Genomic DNA, 15,934 nt, shown 5'->3' with positions numbered 1-15,934 from the left:
CCTGCGGCCATGACCTGCGGCGATGACTGAGGACGACATCCTGCTGGGCCTCGCCCTGACCGTGGCCCTGGCCGTCGGTTCGCAGATCCTCGCGAGCCGACTGCGCATCCCCGCCCTGATCGTGCTGCTGCCGGCCGGGTTCACCGCCGGCGCCCTCACCGACGTCGTCCATCCCGACCAGCTCGTCGGGCCGGACTTCTCCGTCCTGGTGTCGCTGTCGGTGGCGCTCATCCTGTACGACGCCGGGCTGGGACTGGACATGCGCCAGCTCAAGGGTGTCACCCGCAGGGTCGTCGTCAGGCTCCTGGTGCTCGGCGTGGTGCTCACCTGGGGGGCCGTCCTCTGCCTGGGACCCGGCCTGTTCGATGTGCCGGCGGCCGTGGCCTGCATGCTCGGGGTCATCCTCGTGGTGTCCGGGCCGACCGTCGTGGGCCCCCTGCTCGAGCACGTGAGGCCGTCGGACGCGGTGCGACGGGTCCTCATGTGGGAAGGCTCCCTGGTCGACCCCGTCGGCGCCATCCTGGGTGCCGTCGTCTTCCACTCGATTCTCTCCGGCGGGCTCCAGACCGGTCACTTCCACTTCGGGGCGTTTTTCGGCAGCGTCGCCGTCGGTCTCGTGGGCGGCGCGGTCGGTGCCGCGCTCCTCTGGTTCACCCTCCAGCGGCTGCGCCTCGGCGAGACGCTCGGCACGCTCGCCCAGCTGGCCACCGTCGTCGTGGTGGCCGCGGGCTGCGACATGGTCTACGACGACTCCGGGCTCATCGCCGCCATCGTCACCGGGCTGACCGCCGCCAACGTGCCCGGCTTCGACATGCCGGCCCGCCGGCCGTTCTTCGTGACCCTGGTCCAGCTGATCATCGGGCTGCTGTTCATCTCCATCTCGGCCACCGTCACGCCGAAGTCCCTCGTCCCGGTGCTGCTGCCCTGCGTCGCGCTCGTCGCCGCCCTCGTCCTGGTGGTCCGGCCGCTCGTCGCCCTGCTGTCCACCGCGCGGACGGACTTTGCCGCGCGCGAACGCGCCTTCATCGGCTGGATGGCACCGCGCGGCATCGTCGCCGCGTCCACCGCCACGACCTTCTCCGCCGCGCTTACCGACGCGGGACTGCGCGACGCCGACGAGATCCTCCCCATCACGTTCCTGGTGATCGTGGGAACGGTCCTGGTCTATGGGCTGACGGCACGCCCGGTGGCCGCGAGACTGGGCGTGGTGCACGTCGCGCGGGCCCGGCCGCTCCTGGTGGGCGGTGAGCCCTGGGTCGTCGACCTCGCCCGGTCACTGCGCACCGCCGGACTCGACGTGCTGATGTGGGCGGGCTCGGCACGGGAGCGGAACCGGATCGAGGAAGCCGGGATCGAACTGGCTGCCGGGGAGCTGATGGCCGCGGCCACCGCTCCGCAGGCCAGGTTGCACGGGGTCACATCGGTCTTCCTGCTCACGGACGACGACGACTTCAACGCACTCGCCACGATCGTCATGCAGGACAGCGTCGAAGGACTCGTCCACCGCGTCGGCCCGCCCCCCGACAGCCCGGGTGTGGTCGCCCCTTACACCGCCGGTGACACCGTCTTCGGCCCCGAACTCACCCGCCGCACCCTGGCGGCCTCCTATGAGCGGGGCGCCCGCTTCCACGTCCGGCCCGCGTCGGCCTCGGGGCCGTCGGGACAACGGCCCCTGTTCGTCGTACGGCGTGACGGCCGGCTGGAGCCGGTCGCCGACGCCCTTCGGGTGGCCGCGGTCGAGGGCGACACGCTCGTGCTCCTGGGGCCGGTGCCGGGGACGGACGAGTGGCCGACCGGCTGAGCCGGGTCCGGACTCACCTCCGCTCGAGAGCCGCGTCCAGGGTGATGGCCGCGTCGATCAGGGCGAGATGGGTGAACGCCTGGGGGAAGTTGCCCAGTTGACGGCCCGTGAGGTCGATCTCCTCCGAGTACAGGCCCAGATGGTTGGCGTACCCCATCATCTTCTCGAACACCAGCCTGGCCCGGTCGGGGCGACCCGCGCGTGCCAGGGCGTCGACGTACATGAACGTGCACAGCGAGAACGTTCCCTCCGAGCCGCGCAGTCCGTCGGGCGAGGCCTCGGGGTTGTACCGGTAGACCAGGCTGTCGCTGACCAGTTCCCGTTCCATCGAGTCGAGGGTCGACGACCACATCGGGTCCTGGGGCGTGATGAACCCGACCGTCGCCATGCGCAGCAGTGACGAGTCGAGCACGTCACTGCCGTAGTGCTGGACGAAGGCCTGGCGTCCCTCGCTCCAGCCCTTGGTCATGACCTGGTCGTAGACGTCGTCCCGTGCGGCGTGCCAGCGTGCGGCCGCGGCCGGTCGTCCGTTCGCCTCGGAGAGCCGCAGGGCACGGTCGAACGCGACCCACGACATCACCCGGCCGTAGGTGAAGTGCTTGCGGCCGCCGCGGGTCTCCCACAGGCCCTCGCCCGCCTGGTCCCAGTGGTCGACCAGCCAGTCGAGGTTCGTCAGGAGCGAGGACCATCCCCGGTGCCCCACCTGGATTCCGTGCCGGTGCGCGAAGTAGATGCTGTCCAGCGCCTCGCCGTAGATGTCCAACTGGAGCTGTGTGGCGGCGCCGTTGCCGATCCGCACCGGCGCGGAACGCGCATAGCCCTCCCAGTGGTCGAGGATCTGCTCGTCCAGGTCGGAGGAGCCGTCGACCTTGTACATGATGTTGAGCGGGCCGGTGTCGCCCTCGCTGCCGGCCCGCTCCTTGACCCGGTCGCTCAACCACTCGATGAACGCCCGGGCCTCCTCCGTGAAGCCCAGTCCCAGCAGGGCGTACACGGAGAAGGACGCGTCGCGGATCCAGGTGAACCGGTAGTCCCAGTTGCGTTCGCCGCCCAGTTGCTCCGGAAGTGCCGCCGTCGGAGCGGCCACCAGGGCGCCGCTGGGCGCGTAGGTCATGAGCTTCAGCGTGATCGCCGAGCGTTCCACCGTCTCCCGCCAGCGTCCCGAATACTGCGACTGCTTCAGCCAGGAGCGCCAGAACGCAACGTTGTGATCGAACAGTTTCTGGTATTCGGCGAGACGGATCTGCCTGGGCGGCCCGTCGGCGTCCGATTCGAGGACCAGCCCGCGTTGCTGGCCCGCCTGGAGGGTCAGCGTGAGGTACAGGTCGTTGTGCCGGTCCGTGAGCATGTTCAGCAGCCGTTCGTCCTCCGGCTCGCGTACGGGGTGCACGGTGAGTGTCGTGCCGTCGTCCGCTTCGAACACCACGCCCTGTTCGGCGAGGTGCAACCGGTGGGACCGGCGTCCGTAGTCGAACCGCGGGGCTATCGCGACCTCGAACGTCATGCTGCCGCGCACACAGCGGACCATACGGACCAGTTGATGTCTGGTCGTGACCGTCCTGCCCGTCACGGGCATGAAGTCGAGTACCTCCCCGGCGCCCGCCTCGGTCATGAAACGGGTGACCAGGATCGCCGTGTCCGGAAGGTACAACTGCTTGGTCGCATAGGTCGCGCCCCTCGGCCGGACCGTGCAGTGGCCGCCCCTGTCCTTGTCCAGCAGGGCGCCGAACACGCTGGGTGAGTCGAAGCGAGGGAAACAGAGCCAGTCGACGGTTCCGTCGGAGGTCACCAGTGCCGCGGTCTGCAGATCGCCGAGGAGGCCGTGGTTCTCGATGAGCGGGTAGTCATCCATGGACGCTCCCCTTACCAGCGTCTATTCACCTGAATGCACCAATCAATCCTAATTCGTCGGTTCGTGTTCGGCGCGACGAGTCGCCCGCCTCGGACTTGTAGACCCGCACTCCGTGCCACGGGGCGAAACCCAGAGTGACCATGATCGCCCCCACCCGGGCCGCTCAAGGGCCCGGCTGGGCCGCCGCCCGCAGCGCCGCCGCCACGACCTGTGCCGCACTGCCGGACGCGTCGATCGTGACGCCCGGCTCGTCGGCCTCCAGCGGTTCCAGGGTCGCGTACTGGGAGTCGAGCAGCTTCGGCGACATGAAGTGACCGCTCCTGCGTGCGATCCGCTCCGCGGCCACCTCACGATCGAGCATCAGACAGACGAACCACACGTTCGCTCCGGTACGCCGGAACTGATCCCGGTACGCGCGCTTGAGCGCGGAACACGCGACGACACCCCCGTGTCCCGTCGCCGCGGTGGCACGAATCCACTCCGTCAGAGCCGCGAGCCAAGGGCGCCGATCCTCGTCGTCGAGGGGATGCCCGGACGCCATCTTGGCGCGGTTGGACGCGGGATGGAGGTCGTCACCCTCCAGGAACGGCACGCCGAGCCGCCGCGCGAGTCGCGTTCCGACGGTGGACTTCCCGGACGCGGACGGGCCCATCACGATCACCACCCGCGAACCGCCGACCGTGCCGGCCAACGAGCCTCCCTGAGGTGAGGGGGACAGGTGAGGGGGACTACCGCTCCCCGTCCACTGTGGCCCGTCATGCCTCACCCCGCCCCACCGGGCGCGCTCGTCGATTCTGACGGATATTGGTGCTCGGACGACGTACCGGCCGGCGCCCGGCTGTGGCACAGGAGGCTCGATGTCCGTTTCACGGTCGTTGAGGGCCCTCAGCGGCATCGTCTTGCTCGGTGTCGCACTGACGGCCTGTGACGAGAGGCAGGCCCTGGGCACGATCGAGGCGCGCCACGAGAGCGAGCGCGTCGAGAAGATCTCGAACCCGGGGGTCGACGGGTGTCACCGGTTCATCGAGGGGGTGACCCATGTCGACAATTACACGCAGAACGACATCGTGCTCTACCCGACGGCCGACTGCACCGAGCCGCCGGGCGGGGAGAGCGTCTATCTGAGCACGCAGACGTCGGACGTCGCGGTCCCTTCCGAGGGACTGTGGCGCAGCTTCACCATCGTTCACTGAGTGGTCAGTTGGTAGATGCTCTTGCCGGTCAGCCACAGGCCGATCACGAGGCTGCCCACCACGATCGCCTGCTCCTGGTGGTCCTCCATCCAGGTGCGCAGTCCGAGCAGCCGACGCTGGGCCGCCTCGGGGGCGCACACCACGTACAGTTCCGCGGCGAGCAGACTCGCCGTGGCGAGCAGGCAGAAGGAGAACAGCACCAACCACGTCGCGAAGTGGGAGGTGTTCGCCTCCACGACGGTCACCGCGCCCGCGGCCACCAGTCCCCACGGCTGAAGCAGTACGGCGAGTACCGCCGCCGCGCCCACGGAGCCGCGATCCATCCGGGCGCCGAGCGACGAGGACGACCCCGACCGCGACGAGGCGCCGCCCGACGCGGACGGCTCTTGAGCCGCGTGCCTGCGGTCCCGGACGAGCCGTCGGCGTCGGTGCGCACCGTAGAGCACCAGCGACACACCGATGACGAGCTTGACCACGAGAGCCACCGTGGACGGCGACGATCTGGGCGCCGGCGGCCGGCCCCCCGTCACGGTCAGGACCAGGGCGATCACCGCGACGAAGCACGCCAGCCATCCCAGGATGAAGGCGAGCCCTTTCCACACGCCCCTGGCCGATGCCACCACCAGGACGAAAGCCATGAGGGGAAGAGGGTCGAGAACGATGGCCAGGGCGATGAGCAGCAGGTCGAGGACCATGTGTGTGATCCCATCGTGCACGGAACGAGTCGAGCCTATGCACGGCCGTGATCCGCCGCACCTCTTCGCAGGCGCCCGCGTGGCAGGCGGAACCCCCGGGTGCCACGGCGCCCGCCTGCGCGCACCCTGGACGTGGGAAGGAGCAGCTCGATGGAGCCCGAGGACGCGAGGCGCGAGGGCGGCGTGCGTCGCCGGATCCCCTCGGTGCTGCGCGCGTCCTGGTGGCGCGGCCGGACGCGTGAGCTGACTGCCTGGGCGAAGGCGTTCCACGCCCGGGTCGAAGCCCGGTTTCCGGTGATCACGCGGCTCGTGGACCGCATGGTGTCGGTGAACATCCTCGATTCCGCCACCCGCCTCGCGGCCCAGTGCTTCCTGACCGCGGTGCCGTTGGTCTTCGTCGTCGGTGCGTACGCCCCGACGGGGGTGCAGAAGCAGCTCGTCGCGTCGGTGAGTGCCGTCTTCGGTCTGTCCGGGGGCGCGAAGTCCCAGTTGGAGCAGGCGTTCCAGCCGTCGACCGACGATCTGCAGCAGGCCACCGGCCTGGTCGGCGGACTGATGGTGCTGCTGTCGGCCACCGCCGTGAGCCGTGCGATGCAGCGGCTGTGCAGACGGGCCTGGAAGACACCCCGGGCCGGGACGAGCCTCGCTCCGTGGCGGTGGCTGGCGTGGATCGTCGTCTGGCTCGGGGTGCTGGTCGTGCAGGGGCCACTGCGCGACGGGTTCGGCCTGGGTCTGTGGCTGGGTGTGCCGGTCACCGTGGTGACACAGACGGCTCTGTGGTGGTGGACGCAGCACCTCCTGCTGAACGGGATCGTCCGCTGGGCTCCCCTCCTTCCGGGTGCCGTCCTCACGGCGATCGCGGTCACCGGCCTCTCGGTGAGCGCGCACTTCTACATGCCACGGGCCATCAACCGCGCCCTGTCCGAGTACGGCTCCGCGGGTTCGGTCTTCGTCCTGCTCTCCTGGCTGATCGTGGTGTGTGTGGCCGTCGCGATTAGCATCAGCGTCGGCGCGGTCCTTTCCCAGGAACCGTTCCTGGCCCGTCGCCTCGGCAACCCGGTCTCCGCGCCCGACGACGCCGGGCACAAGTGACGTCAGAGGCCGCGCGTCCCGGTCGCGCGCACCGCGCGGGGGCTCGCGCCCAGTTCCCGACGGCAGGCCTTGTTGAAGGCCTGGAGGTCGGGGATGCCGACGGCGGCGGCGACGGCGGGGACGGGGAGGGTCGAGGCGAGGAGCAGGTGGCGGGCGCGTTCCAGGCGTCGGCGGCGGATGTAGGCGATGACCGTGAGACCGGTTTCGGTACGGAACATGCGGGTCAGGTGCGTGTGTGACGACCCGGCCGCGCGGGCGACGTCGGGTACGGACAGTGGGCCGGCGAGGCGCTCCTCGATGTACGCCTGGGCGGCGGCCACCTGGGGATGGCGGCTGCCGGCCCGTTCCGAACCCGTCAGGTGGGTGAGGCGCCAGAGCACCGCCCAGACCTCGGCGGCGGCCCGGGCCGGGTGGACCGGCATGGCGGTGACGGCCTGTCTGAGCAGGTCGGCGAGAAGCGCTCCCTCGGACCCGGCGTCCTGCATGAGGGGCACGGCGTGTGGGGTTCCGGCGTGCGACAGGCGCAGATGCGCGTACAGGTGCTCCGATCTGCCGCGGTAGTGGAAGTGGACCTCGGTGTCCGGTGGCACCAGGCTCACGTGACCGGGGCGGATCGCGTGGACGGTCCCGCCGACGGACAGCGCGCCCACGTAGTTGTACAGATGCAGCTGCCAGAGGTCGGGCAGCCGGAACACCTCGTGCGCGGTGGAGAGGCCGTGGACACCCACACCGGCGCTCACCACGTCCGGCGGTCCGTCGAGCTGAGGGGAAACGCTCTCCATGGCATCGGAAATTTACCAGTAGTCGGCGATTACGCCCCACGACGCCAAGGATCAGGCGTCCTACGTTGGTCGCATGCCAACCACCAAACAGCTGCTGAGCTCCGTGCAGGTGGCGCGCTTCGTGGCGCAGGGATATCTGTGTCTGGACGGGATCGTGCCGCAGGAGACGAACCAGAGAGCGATCGAGGCCCTTGCGAGCGGGATGCCCGCGGTGCCGTACGGGACACCGCCGGCCCAGGCGTTCCCGCCGGGCACCTTCGTCCATGACCTGCTCTCCCTGCCTGCCGTGGCCGGCGCGCTGGAGAGCCTGGTCGGACCGGAGCCGACCGTCGACCACCACGCGGTGCACGTGCGCGAGCCGCACGAGGGCAGGGCACAGCTGCTCCACGGGGACGCCATCATCGACGTACGGCCGGACGCGTTCGACGTCCAACTCATGTACTACCCCCACGAGGTGACCCCCGACATGGGTGGGACGCTCAGCGTGCCGGGGAGTCATCTGCGCCGGATCAACGAGACGGACATCGGGCGCGTCCAGAACCTGCGCGGGCAGACCCGGCTGGTCTGCCCGGCCGGCACGGTCGTGCTGGTGCATCACGGGATCTGGCACGGCGGTCGCCGCAACGACACGGGACGACGGCGCTACATGTACAAGATCCGCTTCAACCCGACGGTGCCGCAGGTCCGCCTCTGGGACACCTCCGACCTGGACGACCCCGCCGTGACGGCGGAGCTCAACACGTACTTCCCCTGGTACGAGCACGCCACCGCACGGCTGGAGATCCACAACCGGGTCCTGCTGTGGCGTGCGCTGACCGGTGACGACTCGTTCGACATCGAGTACTGGGTCACGCGTGTCAGCAACCGGCCGGCCCTGAGGAGCCACGTATGAAGCAGCAGGTCCTGGTCCTCTACCTCGCCTCGTCGGCCCTCGACGCCGACGTGGTGGGCTGGTCCCGCTACGACGGCACCGGACGCAGCCACCCGACCACCGGTGACAGCGACGAGCCGCCCTACGCGACGGGCTTGGCAGCACTGCAGGACGGCTGGCGCCTGTTCCAGGCCTCCCAGCTGCACCCGCCGTACCCCGGCCATGAGTACGACACGTCTTTCCTCAAACACGAGTTCTTCTTCGAGAAGTTCGAGGAAGGTCGCTGACGCTCATCCTGACGGGAGCGCGGTCACGCCGCGGTTCGGGAGCGGGTCCGGGCGATCAGCCACATCAGATACGGTGCCCCGATCGCGGCCGTGAGCACTCCCACCGGCAGTTCGACGGGGGAGAACAGACGCCGCGCCAGCAGATCCGCCAGGACCACGATCAAGGCGCCCGTCAGGGCGGAGCAGACGAGCGGGATCTGGGCCGTGCGCGTGAGGCGGCGGGCGATCTGCGGGGCCAGCAGGGCGACGAAGTCGACCGGCCCGGCCGCGCCGGTCGCCACGGACGCCAGCACCACGCCGATCGTGATGAGGCCGAGCCGGACCGCCCCGAGCCGTACGCCCAGAGCGGTCGCCGTGTCGTCGTCCAGGGCGACGACACGCTGGGCGTGGGCCGCCCACAGCAGCGCGGGCAGCAGGACGAGCAGGGTCAGCGCGAGGGGAGCGCAGTGGTCGTAGCCCCGCCCGTTGAGCGAACCGGTGAGCCACACCTTGGCCTGCTGGGCCACCAGATAGTCGCCCTTGGTGAGGAACAGCCGGGTGATCGAGCCCAGCGCGATCGACACACCGATGCCGATGAGGACGAACCGCGTGGCCTGCAGGCCGTGCCGCCAGGCGAAGAGGTACACGAGCGCGGCGGCGGCCAGCCCGCCGACGACGGAGACGTACGGCAGCACGGCGTACGACGTGACACCGAACGTCATCGCGGCCACCGTCGCCGCGCCCGCCCCATGGGTGACGCCGATGACGTCCGGGCTGGCCAGGGAGTTGCGGGCGACGGTCTGGACCAGTGCACCGGAGACACCGAAGGCGGCGCCGACCAGGAGCCCGGTCACCAGGCGCGGCAGGCGGAGCGTGCCCACGACCAGCTCGTCGGGGCTCGGCCGGCCGAGCAGGACCCGTACGACCGAGCCGGGGGAGACGAACGACTCACCGATGCACAAGGAGGCGACGACCGTCACCGCTAGGACGGCGGCGAGCAGGGCCGCGACGACGGCCGCCCGGCGGTGCAGCAGGAAGCTGCCGCCCCGGACGCGGACGACGGAGTAACCGAACGGGCCGATTGCCGTCGGAGCCGCCTCGCTCGGGCTGAGCCGTGTCACGCCGCCACCGTCGCCCTTCTGCGTACCAGCGCGATGAGGAACGGCACGCCGAGCAAGGCGGTCATCACGGCCACCGGCACCTCCGAGGGCGGGAAGACGACGCGACCGATCACGTCCGAGACCAGGACCACGGTGGGGCCCAGCAGGGCGGACAGGGGCAGCACCCACCGATGTTCGGCGCCGACCAGCGCCCGCGCGATGTGCGGGACGGCGAGCCCGGTGAAGGCGATGGGGCCGGCGGCGGCGACCGCGGCACCGGTCAGGACCGTCGCGGCCAGCGCGCCCAGGATGCGCAGGCGGACGACGTGGTGGCCCTGGCTCCTCGCCACGTCGTCGCCCAGCGCGAGCGCGTCCAGACCACGCGCCATCGCGGCGACCAGCAGCAGCCCCGCGACCAGGAACGGCCATGTCTGGGCCACGACCTGCCCGTCACGGCCGCTGATCGAACCGACGTCCCAGAAGCGGAACTCGTCCAGCGCCTCGGCGTCGGTCGTGACGATGCCGGAGACCAGCGAGGCGAGGAACGCGTTCATCGCGGCCCCGGCCAGGGCCAGTTTGACCGGAGACGCGCCGCCGCGCCCGCTGCCGGCGACGGCGTAGGCGGCCACCGCCGCGAGTCCCGCGCCGACGAAGGCGAACCAGACGTATCCGCTGAGGGTGTGCACACCGAGGAACGCGATCGCGCAGACCACGCCCAGCGAGGCGCCCTGGCTCACGCCGAGGACCCCGGGGTCGGCGATCGGATTGCGGGTCACGCCCTGCATCACCACCCCGGCGACCGCGAGGGCGGCCCCGACCAGCAGGCCGATGGCGGTGCGGGGCACCCGAAGGACCCGTACCACCTGCGCGTTGTCGCCGGTGCCGGCGTGCAGCAGGGCGTCGACGACCTCCGCCGGGGCGATCTGGCGGCTGCCGACCGCGAGACTGAGGAGCACGGCGAGGAGCAGCATGACCAGGCCCGCGACCAGCCAGCCGATGCGGCGCCGGGTGGTACGGGACATTCGGTTCCTCTTCGTGCGAGCTGAATTCTGTGCGAGCTGAATTCGTGCGAGCTGACGACCCGTCGGTCTGTTACTTGGTCAGGTACTTCTCGAGGTCCGCGACGACCTCGTCGGCCGCGGTGACGCCGAGTCCGAGGTACCAGGTCTCGTCGGGGACGTCGTGGGCGTGCCCGGACTTGACCGCCTTCAGGTTCTTCCACAGCGGGTTGCTCTGAGCGCGGGACTTGTCGGTGGCCTTCGGGTCGCCGTAGACGCCGGTGAAGACGTAGTCGGCGTCGGCCTGGTCGATGTTCTCGGCGCTGACCTCGGTGGCCAGGTCCTCGACGTCCTGGTTCTTGGGCCGGGGAATTCCCGCGTCCTTGAGGATGGTGCCGATGAACGACGCGTTCGCGTACAGGCGGATCACGCCGTCGGGGAGGTAACGCACCATCGAGACGGTCGGCTTGGCGGAGCCGAGCCTGGTGCCCAGTTCCTTGACCTCGGCGTCGTAGTCGGCGAGCTTCGCCTTGGCCTCGGCGGTCCTGTCGAGGGCCGCGGCGTTGAGAAGGTAGTTCTCCTTCCAGGTGAAGCCGGGGCGGATCGAGAAGACGGTGGGCGCGATCTTGGACAGCTCGTCGTACTTGTCCGCGGCGCGCAGCTGGCTGCCGAGGATCAGGTCCGGGTGCAGGGCGGCGATCGCCTCGAGGTTGAGGTTGTTGATGGTGCCGACGTTCTTCGGCGTGCCCGCGTCCTTCTTCAGGTAGGACGGCAGTTCGGGGGAGCCCTCGGTGGGGGCGAGTCCGACCGGCTTGACGCCGAGCGACACCACGTTGTCGAGCTCGCCGACGTCCAGGACCACCACGCGCTTGGGCCGGGCCTTGATCTCGGTCTCGCCCATGGCGTGGCGGACGGTGCGCGGCCACTGGCCCGGCTTGGCCTCGGTCCCCATGGCGGCGGTCTTCTGCGCGGCGGACGCGAAGTCCTCACCGCCCTGGGCCACCGCCTTCTTGCCGCCGGCCCCGGATCCCTTGTCCTTCCCGCTGTCGGACGAGCCACCGCAGGCCGCGAGGGACAGCGCGGCGGCGACAGCGAGAGCGACGGCGGTCTGGCCGCGACGCCGGAGAAGCATGGTGGGGGCTCCCTCGTAACAACATCGAGGTCAGCCTCACCTTATCTGGGGTCCTCCCTGGTCGAGCGCGTAGGCCATGTGGTTCCTGTCACCGTCCTGTGTACGCGCTGAGTGCGTGGGGGAGTTGGCGGAGGCAGCACCGGCCGGACCGGCCGCAGCGGCCGCAGCGGCCGCGCCCGCGGGCCGAGCGGCCGCTGCCGAGGATGCCCGTCAGTCCACCGGCCAGGTGTGGACCGGAGCGTTGAGGTGCATGTAGTCGATGTACTGCTGCGTCGTGCGACGCAGGGCCTCGTGGCGGCCGGCGTGGGTGGAGGCAGTCAGGTGGTGGAACATCTCCTTCTGCCAGACCGCTCCGTTGCGGCCGGTGACGCACCGCTGCTCGATGATGCCGAGCAGCGGCTCCCGCCAGGCCGCGTCCATGCCGGACTGCTCCAGCCCCCGGTGCGCCAGCGGCAGCAGACGCCGAAGGACGAGTTCGGGGACGGGGACCTCGCCCATCCCGGGCCAGTACAGGGGTGCCTCGATGCCGTGCCGCGCCGCCGTGTGCAGGTTCTCCTCGGCGGCCGAGAAGGACATCCGGGACCACACCGGTCGGTCCTCCTCCACCAGGGCGCGGGTGAGGCCGTAGTAGAAGGCCCCGTTGGCGAGCGTGTCGGCGACGGTCGGGCCGGCGGGCAGTACACGGTTCTCCACGCGCACATGCGGTGTGTCGTGGGCGACGGCGTAGACCGGGCGGTTCCAGCGGTAGATGGTGCCGTTGTGCAGGGTCAGTTCGGCCAGTTCGGGGATGTCGCCCCGGTCCAGTGTCTCCACGGGGTCCTGCTCGTCGCAGACGGGCAGCAGGGCCGGGAAGTAGCGCAGGTTCTCCTCGAAAAGGTCGAAGACGCTGGTGATCCACCGCTCCCCGAACCACACCCGGGGGCGTACGCCCTGCTCCTTGATTTCCTGCGGGCGGGTGTCGGTCGCCTGCTCGAACAGCGGGATACGGGTCTCGTGCCACAGTTCCTTGCCGAACAGGAAGGGCGAGTTGGCCGCCAGAGCGACCTGGACGCCGGCGATCGCCTGGGCCGCGTTCCAGTAGGCGGGGAACTCCTCCGGGGAGACCTGGAGGTGGAACTGGGTGCTGGTGCAGGCGGCTTCCGGCGTGATCGTGTCCGCGTAGGTCCGCAGCCGGTCCACGCCGTCCACCTCGATGCGCAGGTCCTCGCCGCGAGCCGCGAAGACCTGGTCGTTGAGCAGCCGGTAGCGCGGGTTCTCCGACAGTGCCGCCTCACCGATGTCCTCCTGCCGCAGCGAGGGCAGGACGCCGATCATGATCAGCCGCGCGCCGACCGATCTGGCGCGCTGGTCGGCGTGATTCAGCGCGGCGCGGATCTCGGACTCCCACGCGTCGGGGCCGCCCTCCGTGAGGCGGCGGGGCGGAACGTTGATCTCCAGGTTGAACCGGCCCAGCTCGGTGGACCAGGCGGGGTCCGCGATCGCCTCGAGCACGTCGATGTTGCGCATCGTCGGCTCGGCCTCGTCGTCGACCAGGTTCAGTTCGATCTCCAGCCCGACCTGCGGCCGCCCGGACTCGAACCGTGCCTCGCGCAGCATCTGCGCGAAGGCGTCGAGGCACTCCTGCATCTTGATCCGGTACCGGCGGCGGTCCTCACGGGTGAAGACCAGCGCCGGGACGTCCCGTCCCATCGGTCCTCCCGGGTGACCCTCCTCGGACGACACCTGTCCACTCCAGCGTCGCACCACCGGGCGAGGCCGACCAGGCGAGATCCGTCGGGGACCGCCGCGGCGGCCGGTCCGGTGTCAGTGCCAGCCGAAACGGCGGTCCACCACTGCAGCGAACTCCTCCAGGGTCAGTACGGCGTCCCCGTTCTGGTCGGCGGCGTCGAACAGGGCGGAGGAGGCATCGGCGTCTCCCAGACCCCAGAACGGCAGATCCCCCGAGGCGGCCAGATACGGGCCCTTCGTCCGCAAGGCGATGATCACCTCTTCGCGGCTCAGGGTCCCGTTCTGGTCGAGGTCGAGTGCCTCGAACAGCTTCCGGGCCTTGTCGCTCATCGTGTCGTCCTCGTTCCTTCCACCGGCGGGACGGGTGGGCCCGCCCCACTCCCACAGGTAAACGCCTCCGCTCCCGTCCTGGTTCCCGGGATTCCGTCGGAATTGGCGGAAGAACGCCGAAAGCAATGCGGCGCTATTTCCGTTGTTCGTCCTGGTCGGATGACGCGTCGAATTCCGTGATGAGTTCGAGGAACAGATCGTGCACGGCCAGGGCCGGTTCCGAAAGGGGTTGGTTGTCCGACGTCACCAAAGACAGTTTGACCTGGATCACGGGATCCACGACGCGGCGCACGGGCAGGGAGCGGACGTCGAGGATGGCGCGGGCGGCCGACCAGGGCAGGACGGTGGCGCCGAGATCGGCGTCGACGGCGTTGACGAGCGTCAGCGCGGACTCGACCTCGCCCACCACGTTCGGCCGGAGCGAGGCCTGCTGGAACGCGGCGTCGACCACCTGCCGGATGGTGTGGATGCGGCTGGGGAGCAGCAGCGGCACGTCCTCGAGCTCCTCCAGGCTCACCTCGCCCTCGCCGGGCGGGGCCGCCCCACCGGGTGCGCCGATCAGGAACAGGTCCTCCGTGCGCAGCGGCTCGAACTGCACGCCCCGCATCGGGCCGGCCCCGTAGATGAACGCCATGTCCATCCGGCCGGTCATGATCGCCTCGCTGATCACGCCGCCGAAGTTCTCGTTGATGTGCAGCAGGATGGCCGGACAGCGCTCGCGCACCCTCTTGAGCAGCGGCAGCGCGAGCGCCGCGCCCAGGCTGTACGGCGCGAGCCCGACCGACACACTGCCGGCCGGCGACCGGCCCGAGACGGCGACGGCGGCGTGGGCGAGGTCCACCTGTCTGAGGATCAGCTGGGCGTGCCGGTACAGCGCCCGGCCCGCCTCGGTCGGAGCGACCCCGCGTTTGCTGCGGATCAGCAACTGTTGCCCGAACTGCGCTTCCAGAGCGGACAGTTGCTGGCTGAGCGCCGGCTGCGCGATGTGCAGGATGTCGGCCGCGCGCGTGATGCTCCCCGCGTCGATGATCTTGATGAACGAGTACAGACGCCTGGTGTCCATGCGGGGCCTTCCACCTTGAGCAGAGCCTCATCGTAGGGAGCGGCCGCTGCGCAGCACAGTCCCGGCACCCTCCGCATGTGAGGTGGGTCATAGCGGTTCGCGATAACGCCAAACCAAACGCATATTGGCGGTCATGCGAGCGGGCGATTAAGTTGAGCGGAACATCCAGGCCCAAGCCCCCGGCGAAGTCGAGGTGAATTCGGGTCCCAGAGAATTCCGCACTGCGCTTTTTCTCCCGGAGGACGTCATGACCCACATGGTTGATCTCGTCGCCGATCTCGGCGAGGGATTCGGCGCCTACTCGATGGGCGACGACGCGTCCCTCCTGGAGTTGCTGACATCGGCGAACGTCGCCTGTGGGTTCCACGCCGGTGATCCGCGCATCATGGACGCCACGGTCCGGCAGTGTGTGGAGAAGCAGGTCGCCGTCGGCGCTCACCCGAGCTTCCCCGACCTGGTCGGCTTCGGCCGCCGCGCCATGGACCTCACGCCGGAGGAGGTCCGTACCGACGTGCTCTACCAGATCGGAGCCCTCCAGGCGTTCGCCACCGCGCACGGCACCCGGGTGCGTCACGTCGCCCCGCACGGACGTCTGGGCAACCTGGTCGCCGTACGCGCCGACTACGCCCGCGCCGTCGTGGACGCGGTCGCCTCCCTGGACGCGTCGCTGATCGTCCTCGCCCAGGACGGCGAACTCGCCGACGCCGCCCGCGCCCGCGGCCTGCGCGTGGGCATCGTCGGCATCGCCGACCGCGCGTACCGCGACGACGGGACCCTCGTCCCGCGCTCCGAACCCGGAGCGGTGATCCACGACCCGGACGAGATCGCCCGGCGCACCCTGCGGATGGTCACCGAGGGCGTCATCCGCAGCGCCGACGGCACGGACGTCCCGGTCACCTGCGACACCGTCCTGCTGCACGGAGACACCCCCGGAGCGATCGCGCTCGCGGGCCGCATCCGGGAACAACTCCTCGCCGCCGACGTCAAGATCACGTCACTCGACGCCGTACTGAGCTGTAAGGGCGTCTGAC

Annotated in this window: 16 protein-coding genes; 6 read left to right on the top strand and 10 right to left on the bottom strand. The window is 70.1% G+C overall.

Annotation, left to right across the window (positions count from 1 at the left end; translation table 11 throughout):
• The first annotated feature begins 22 nt into the window (after positions 1–22).
• On the top strand, positions 23–1,801 hold the full coding sequence (locus ACFYWX_RS25295) for a cation:proton antiporter (protein ID WP_389426374.1): 1,779 nt from the start codon (positions 23–25) through the stop codon (positions 1,799–1,801).
• Positions 1,802–1,814: 13 nt separating this feature from the next.
• Here ACFYWX_RS25295 and ACFYWX_RS25290 read toward each other — a convergent pair whose 3' ends face one another.
• Entirely contained in the window at positions 1,815–3,653 is a 1,839-nt protein-coding gene (locus tag ACFYWX_RS25290; RefSeq protein ID WP_389426373.1) for a glycoside hydrolase family 15 protein, read from the bottom strand.
• Positions 3,654–3,816: 163 nt separating this feature from the next.
• Positions 3,817–4,305, bottom strand: a complete 489-nt coding sequence (locus tag ACFYWX_RS25285; protein ID WP_389426540.1) for a gluconokinase — start codon at positions 4,303–4,305, stop codon at positions 3,817–3,819.
• A gap of 205 nt (positions 4,306–4,510) precedes the next feature.
• On the opposite strand from ACFYWX_RS25285, the gene ACFYWX_RS25280 reads away from it, so the two are divergent.
• Positions 4,511–4,846, top strand: coding sequence for a hypothetical protein (locus ACFYWX_RS25280; protein ID WP_389426372.1), 336 nt, complete (start codon positions 4,511–4,513; stop codon positions 4,844–4,846).
• On the opposite strand, the gene ACFYWX_RS25275 is transcribed toward ACFYWX_RS25280, so the two are convergent.
• Positions 4,840–5,541: a GAP family protein gene (locus ACFYWX_RS25275; protein ID WP_389426539.1), complete on the bottom strand. Its 702-nt coding sequence runs from the start codon at positions 5,539–5,541 to the stop codon at positions 4,840–4,842. The two genes, ACFYWX_RS25280 and ACFYWX_RS25275, sit on opposite strands and share 7 nt — an antisense overlap.
• 150 nt (positions 5,542–5,691) lie before the next feature.
• Between ACFYWX_RS25275 and ACFYWX_RS25270 the strand changes: the two genes are divergently transcribed.
• Positions 5,692–6,633 (top strand): YhjD/YihY/BrkB family envelope integrity protein, encoded by a 942-nt coding sequence (locus ACFYWX_RS25270; protein ID WP_389426371.1) that lies wholly within the window; start codon positions 5,692–5,694, stop codon positions 6,631–6,633.
• 2 nt (positions 6,634–6,635) lie between these two features.
• On the opposite strand, the gene ACFYWX_RS25265 is transcribed toward ACFYWX_RS25270, so the two are convergent.
• Complete coding sequence (locus tag ACFYWX_RS25265; RefSeq protein ID WP_389426370.1) at positions 6,636–7,415, bottom strand: helix-turn-helix domain-containing protein; 780 nt, start codon at positions 7,413–7,415, stop codon at positions 6,636–6,638.
• 73 nt (positions 7,416–7,488) lie between these two features.
• Between ACFYWX_RS25265 and ACFYWX_RS25260 the strand changes: the two genes are divergently transcribed.
• Together ACFYWX_RS25260 and ACFYWX_RS25255 are read left to right on the top strand one after the other, a co-directional pair.
• Positions 7,489–8,307: a phytanoyl-CoA dioxygenase family protein gene (locus ACFYWX_RS25260; protein WP_389426369.1), complete on the top strand. Its 819-nt coding sequence runs from the start codon at positions 7,489–7,491 to the stop codon at positions 8,305–8,307.
• Entirely contained in the window at positions 8,304–8,573 is a 270-nt protein-coding gene (locus ACFYWX_RS25255) for a hypothetical protein (RefSeq protein ID WP_389426368.1), read from the top strand. The genes ACFYWX_RS25260 and ACFYWX_RS25255 overlap by 4 nt, the downstream gene beginning before the upstream one ends.
• A gap of 23 nt (positions 8,574–8,596) precedes the next feature.
• On the opposite strand, the gene ACFYWX_RS25250 is transcribed toward ACFYWX_RS25255, so the two are convergent.
• The 6 genes from ACFYWX_RS25250 to nac all read right to left on the bottom strand — a co-directional run bounded on the left by ACFYWX_RS25250 (position 8,597) and on the right by nac (position 14,903).
• Positions 8,597–9,673 carry a FecCD family ABC transporter permease gene (locus tag ACFYWX_RS25250; protein WP_389426367.1) on the bottom strand — a complete coding sequence of 359 codons (1,077 nt, stop codon included), beginning with the start codon at positions 9,671–9,673 and terminating at the stop codon, positions 8,597–8,599.
• Positions 9,670–10,674 carry a FecCD family ABC transporter permease gene (locus ACFYWX_RS25245; RefSeq protein ID WP_389426366.1) on the bottom strand — a complete coding sequence of 335 codons (1,005 nt, stop codon included), beginning with the start codon at positions 10,672–10,674 and terminating at the stop codon, positions 9,670–9,672. Before ACFYWX_RS25245 ends, ACFYWX_RS25250 begins: the two co-directional genes overlap by 4 nt.
• 70 nt (positions 10,675–10,744) lie before the next feature.
• Complete coding sequence (locus ACFYWX_RS25240) at positions 10,745–11,782, bottom strand: ABC transporter substrate-binding protein (protein WP_389426365.1); 1,038 nt, start codon at positions 11,780–11,782, stop codon at positions 10,745–10,747.
• Positions 11,783–11,992: 210 nt separating this feature from the next.
• A complete protein-coding gene (locus tag ACFYWX_RS25235; protein WP_389426364.1) occupies positions 11,993–13,471 on the bottom strand; it encodes a glutamate-cysteine ligase family protein in 1,479 nt (492 codons plus the stop codon).
• 114 nt (positions 13,472–13,585) lie between these two features.
• Positions 13,586–13,840, bottom strand: coding sequence for an EF-hand domain-containing protein (locus tag ACFYWX_RS25230; protein ID WP_389426363.1), 255 nt, complete (start codon positions 13,838–13,840; stop codon positions 13,586–13,588).
• 133 nt (positions 13,841–13,973) lie between these two features.
• Positions 13,974–14,903, bottom strand: coding sequence for a nitrogen assimilation transcriptional regulator NAC (nac, locus tag ACFYWX_RS25225; protein ID WP_389426362.1), 930 nt, complete (start codon positions 14,901–14,903; stop codon positions 13,974–13,976).
• A 247-nt stretch (positions 14,904–15,150) separates the two neighbouring features.
• On the opposite strand from nac, the gene ACFYWX_RS25220 reads away from it, so the two are divergent.
• Positions 15,151–15,933: a LamB/YcsF family protein gene (locus tag ACFYWX_RS25220; RefSeq protein WP_389426361.1), complete on the top strand. Its 783-nt coding sequence runs from the start codon at positions 15,151–15,153 to the stop codon at positions 15,931–15,933.
• Position 15,934 lies beyond the last annotated feature (1 nt).

Origin of the sequence: Streptomyces sp. NPDC002888, from assembly GCF_042888465.1 — a bacterium.
In the GTDB taxonomy this organism is placed as follows: Bacteria; Actinomycetota; Actinomycetes; order Streptomycetales; family Streptomycetaceae; genus Streptomyces.
Note: the sequence above shows the minus strand (reverse complement) of the source record. Positions and strands in the feature narration are given on the sequence as shown.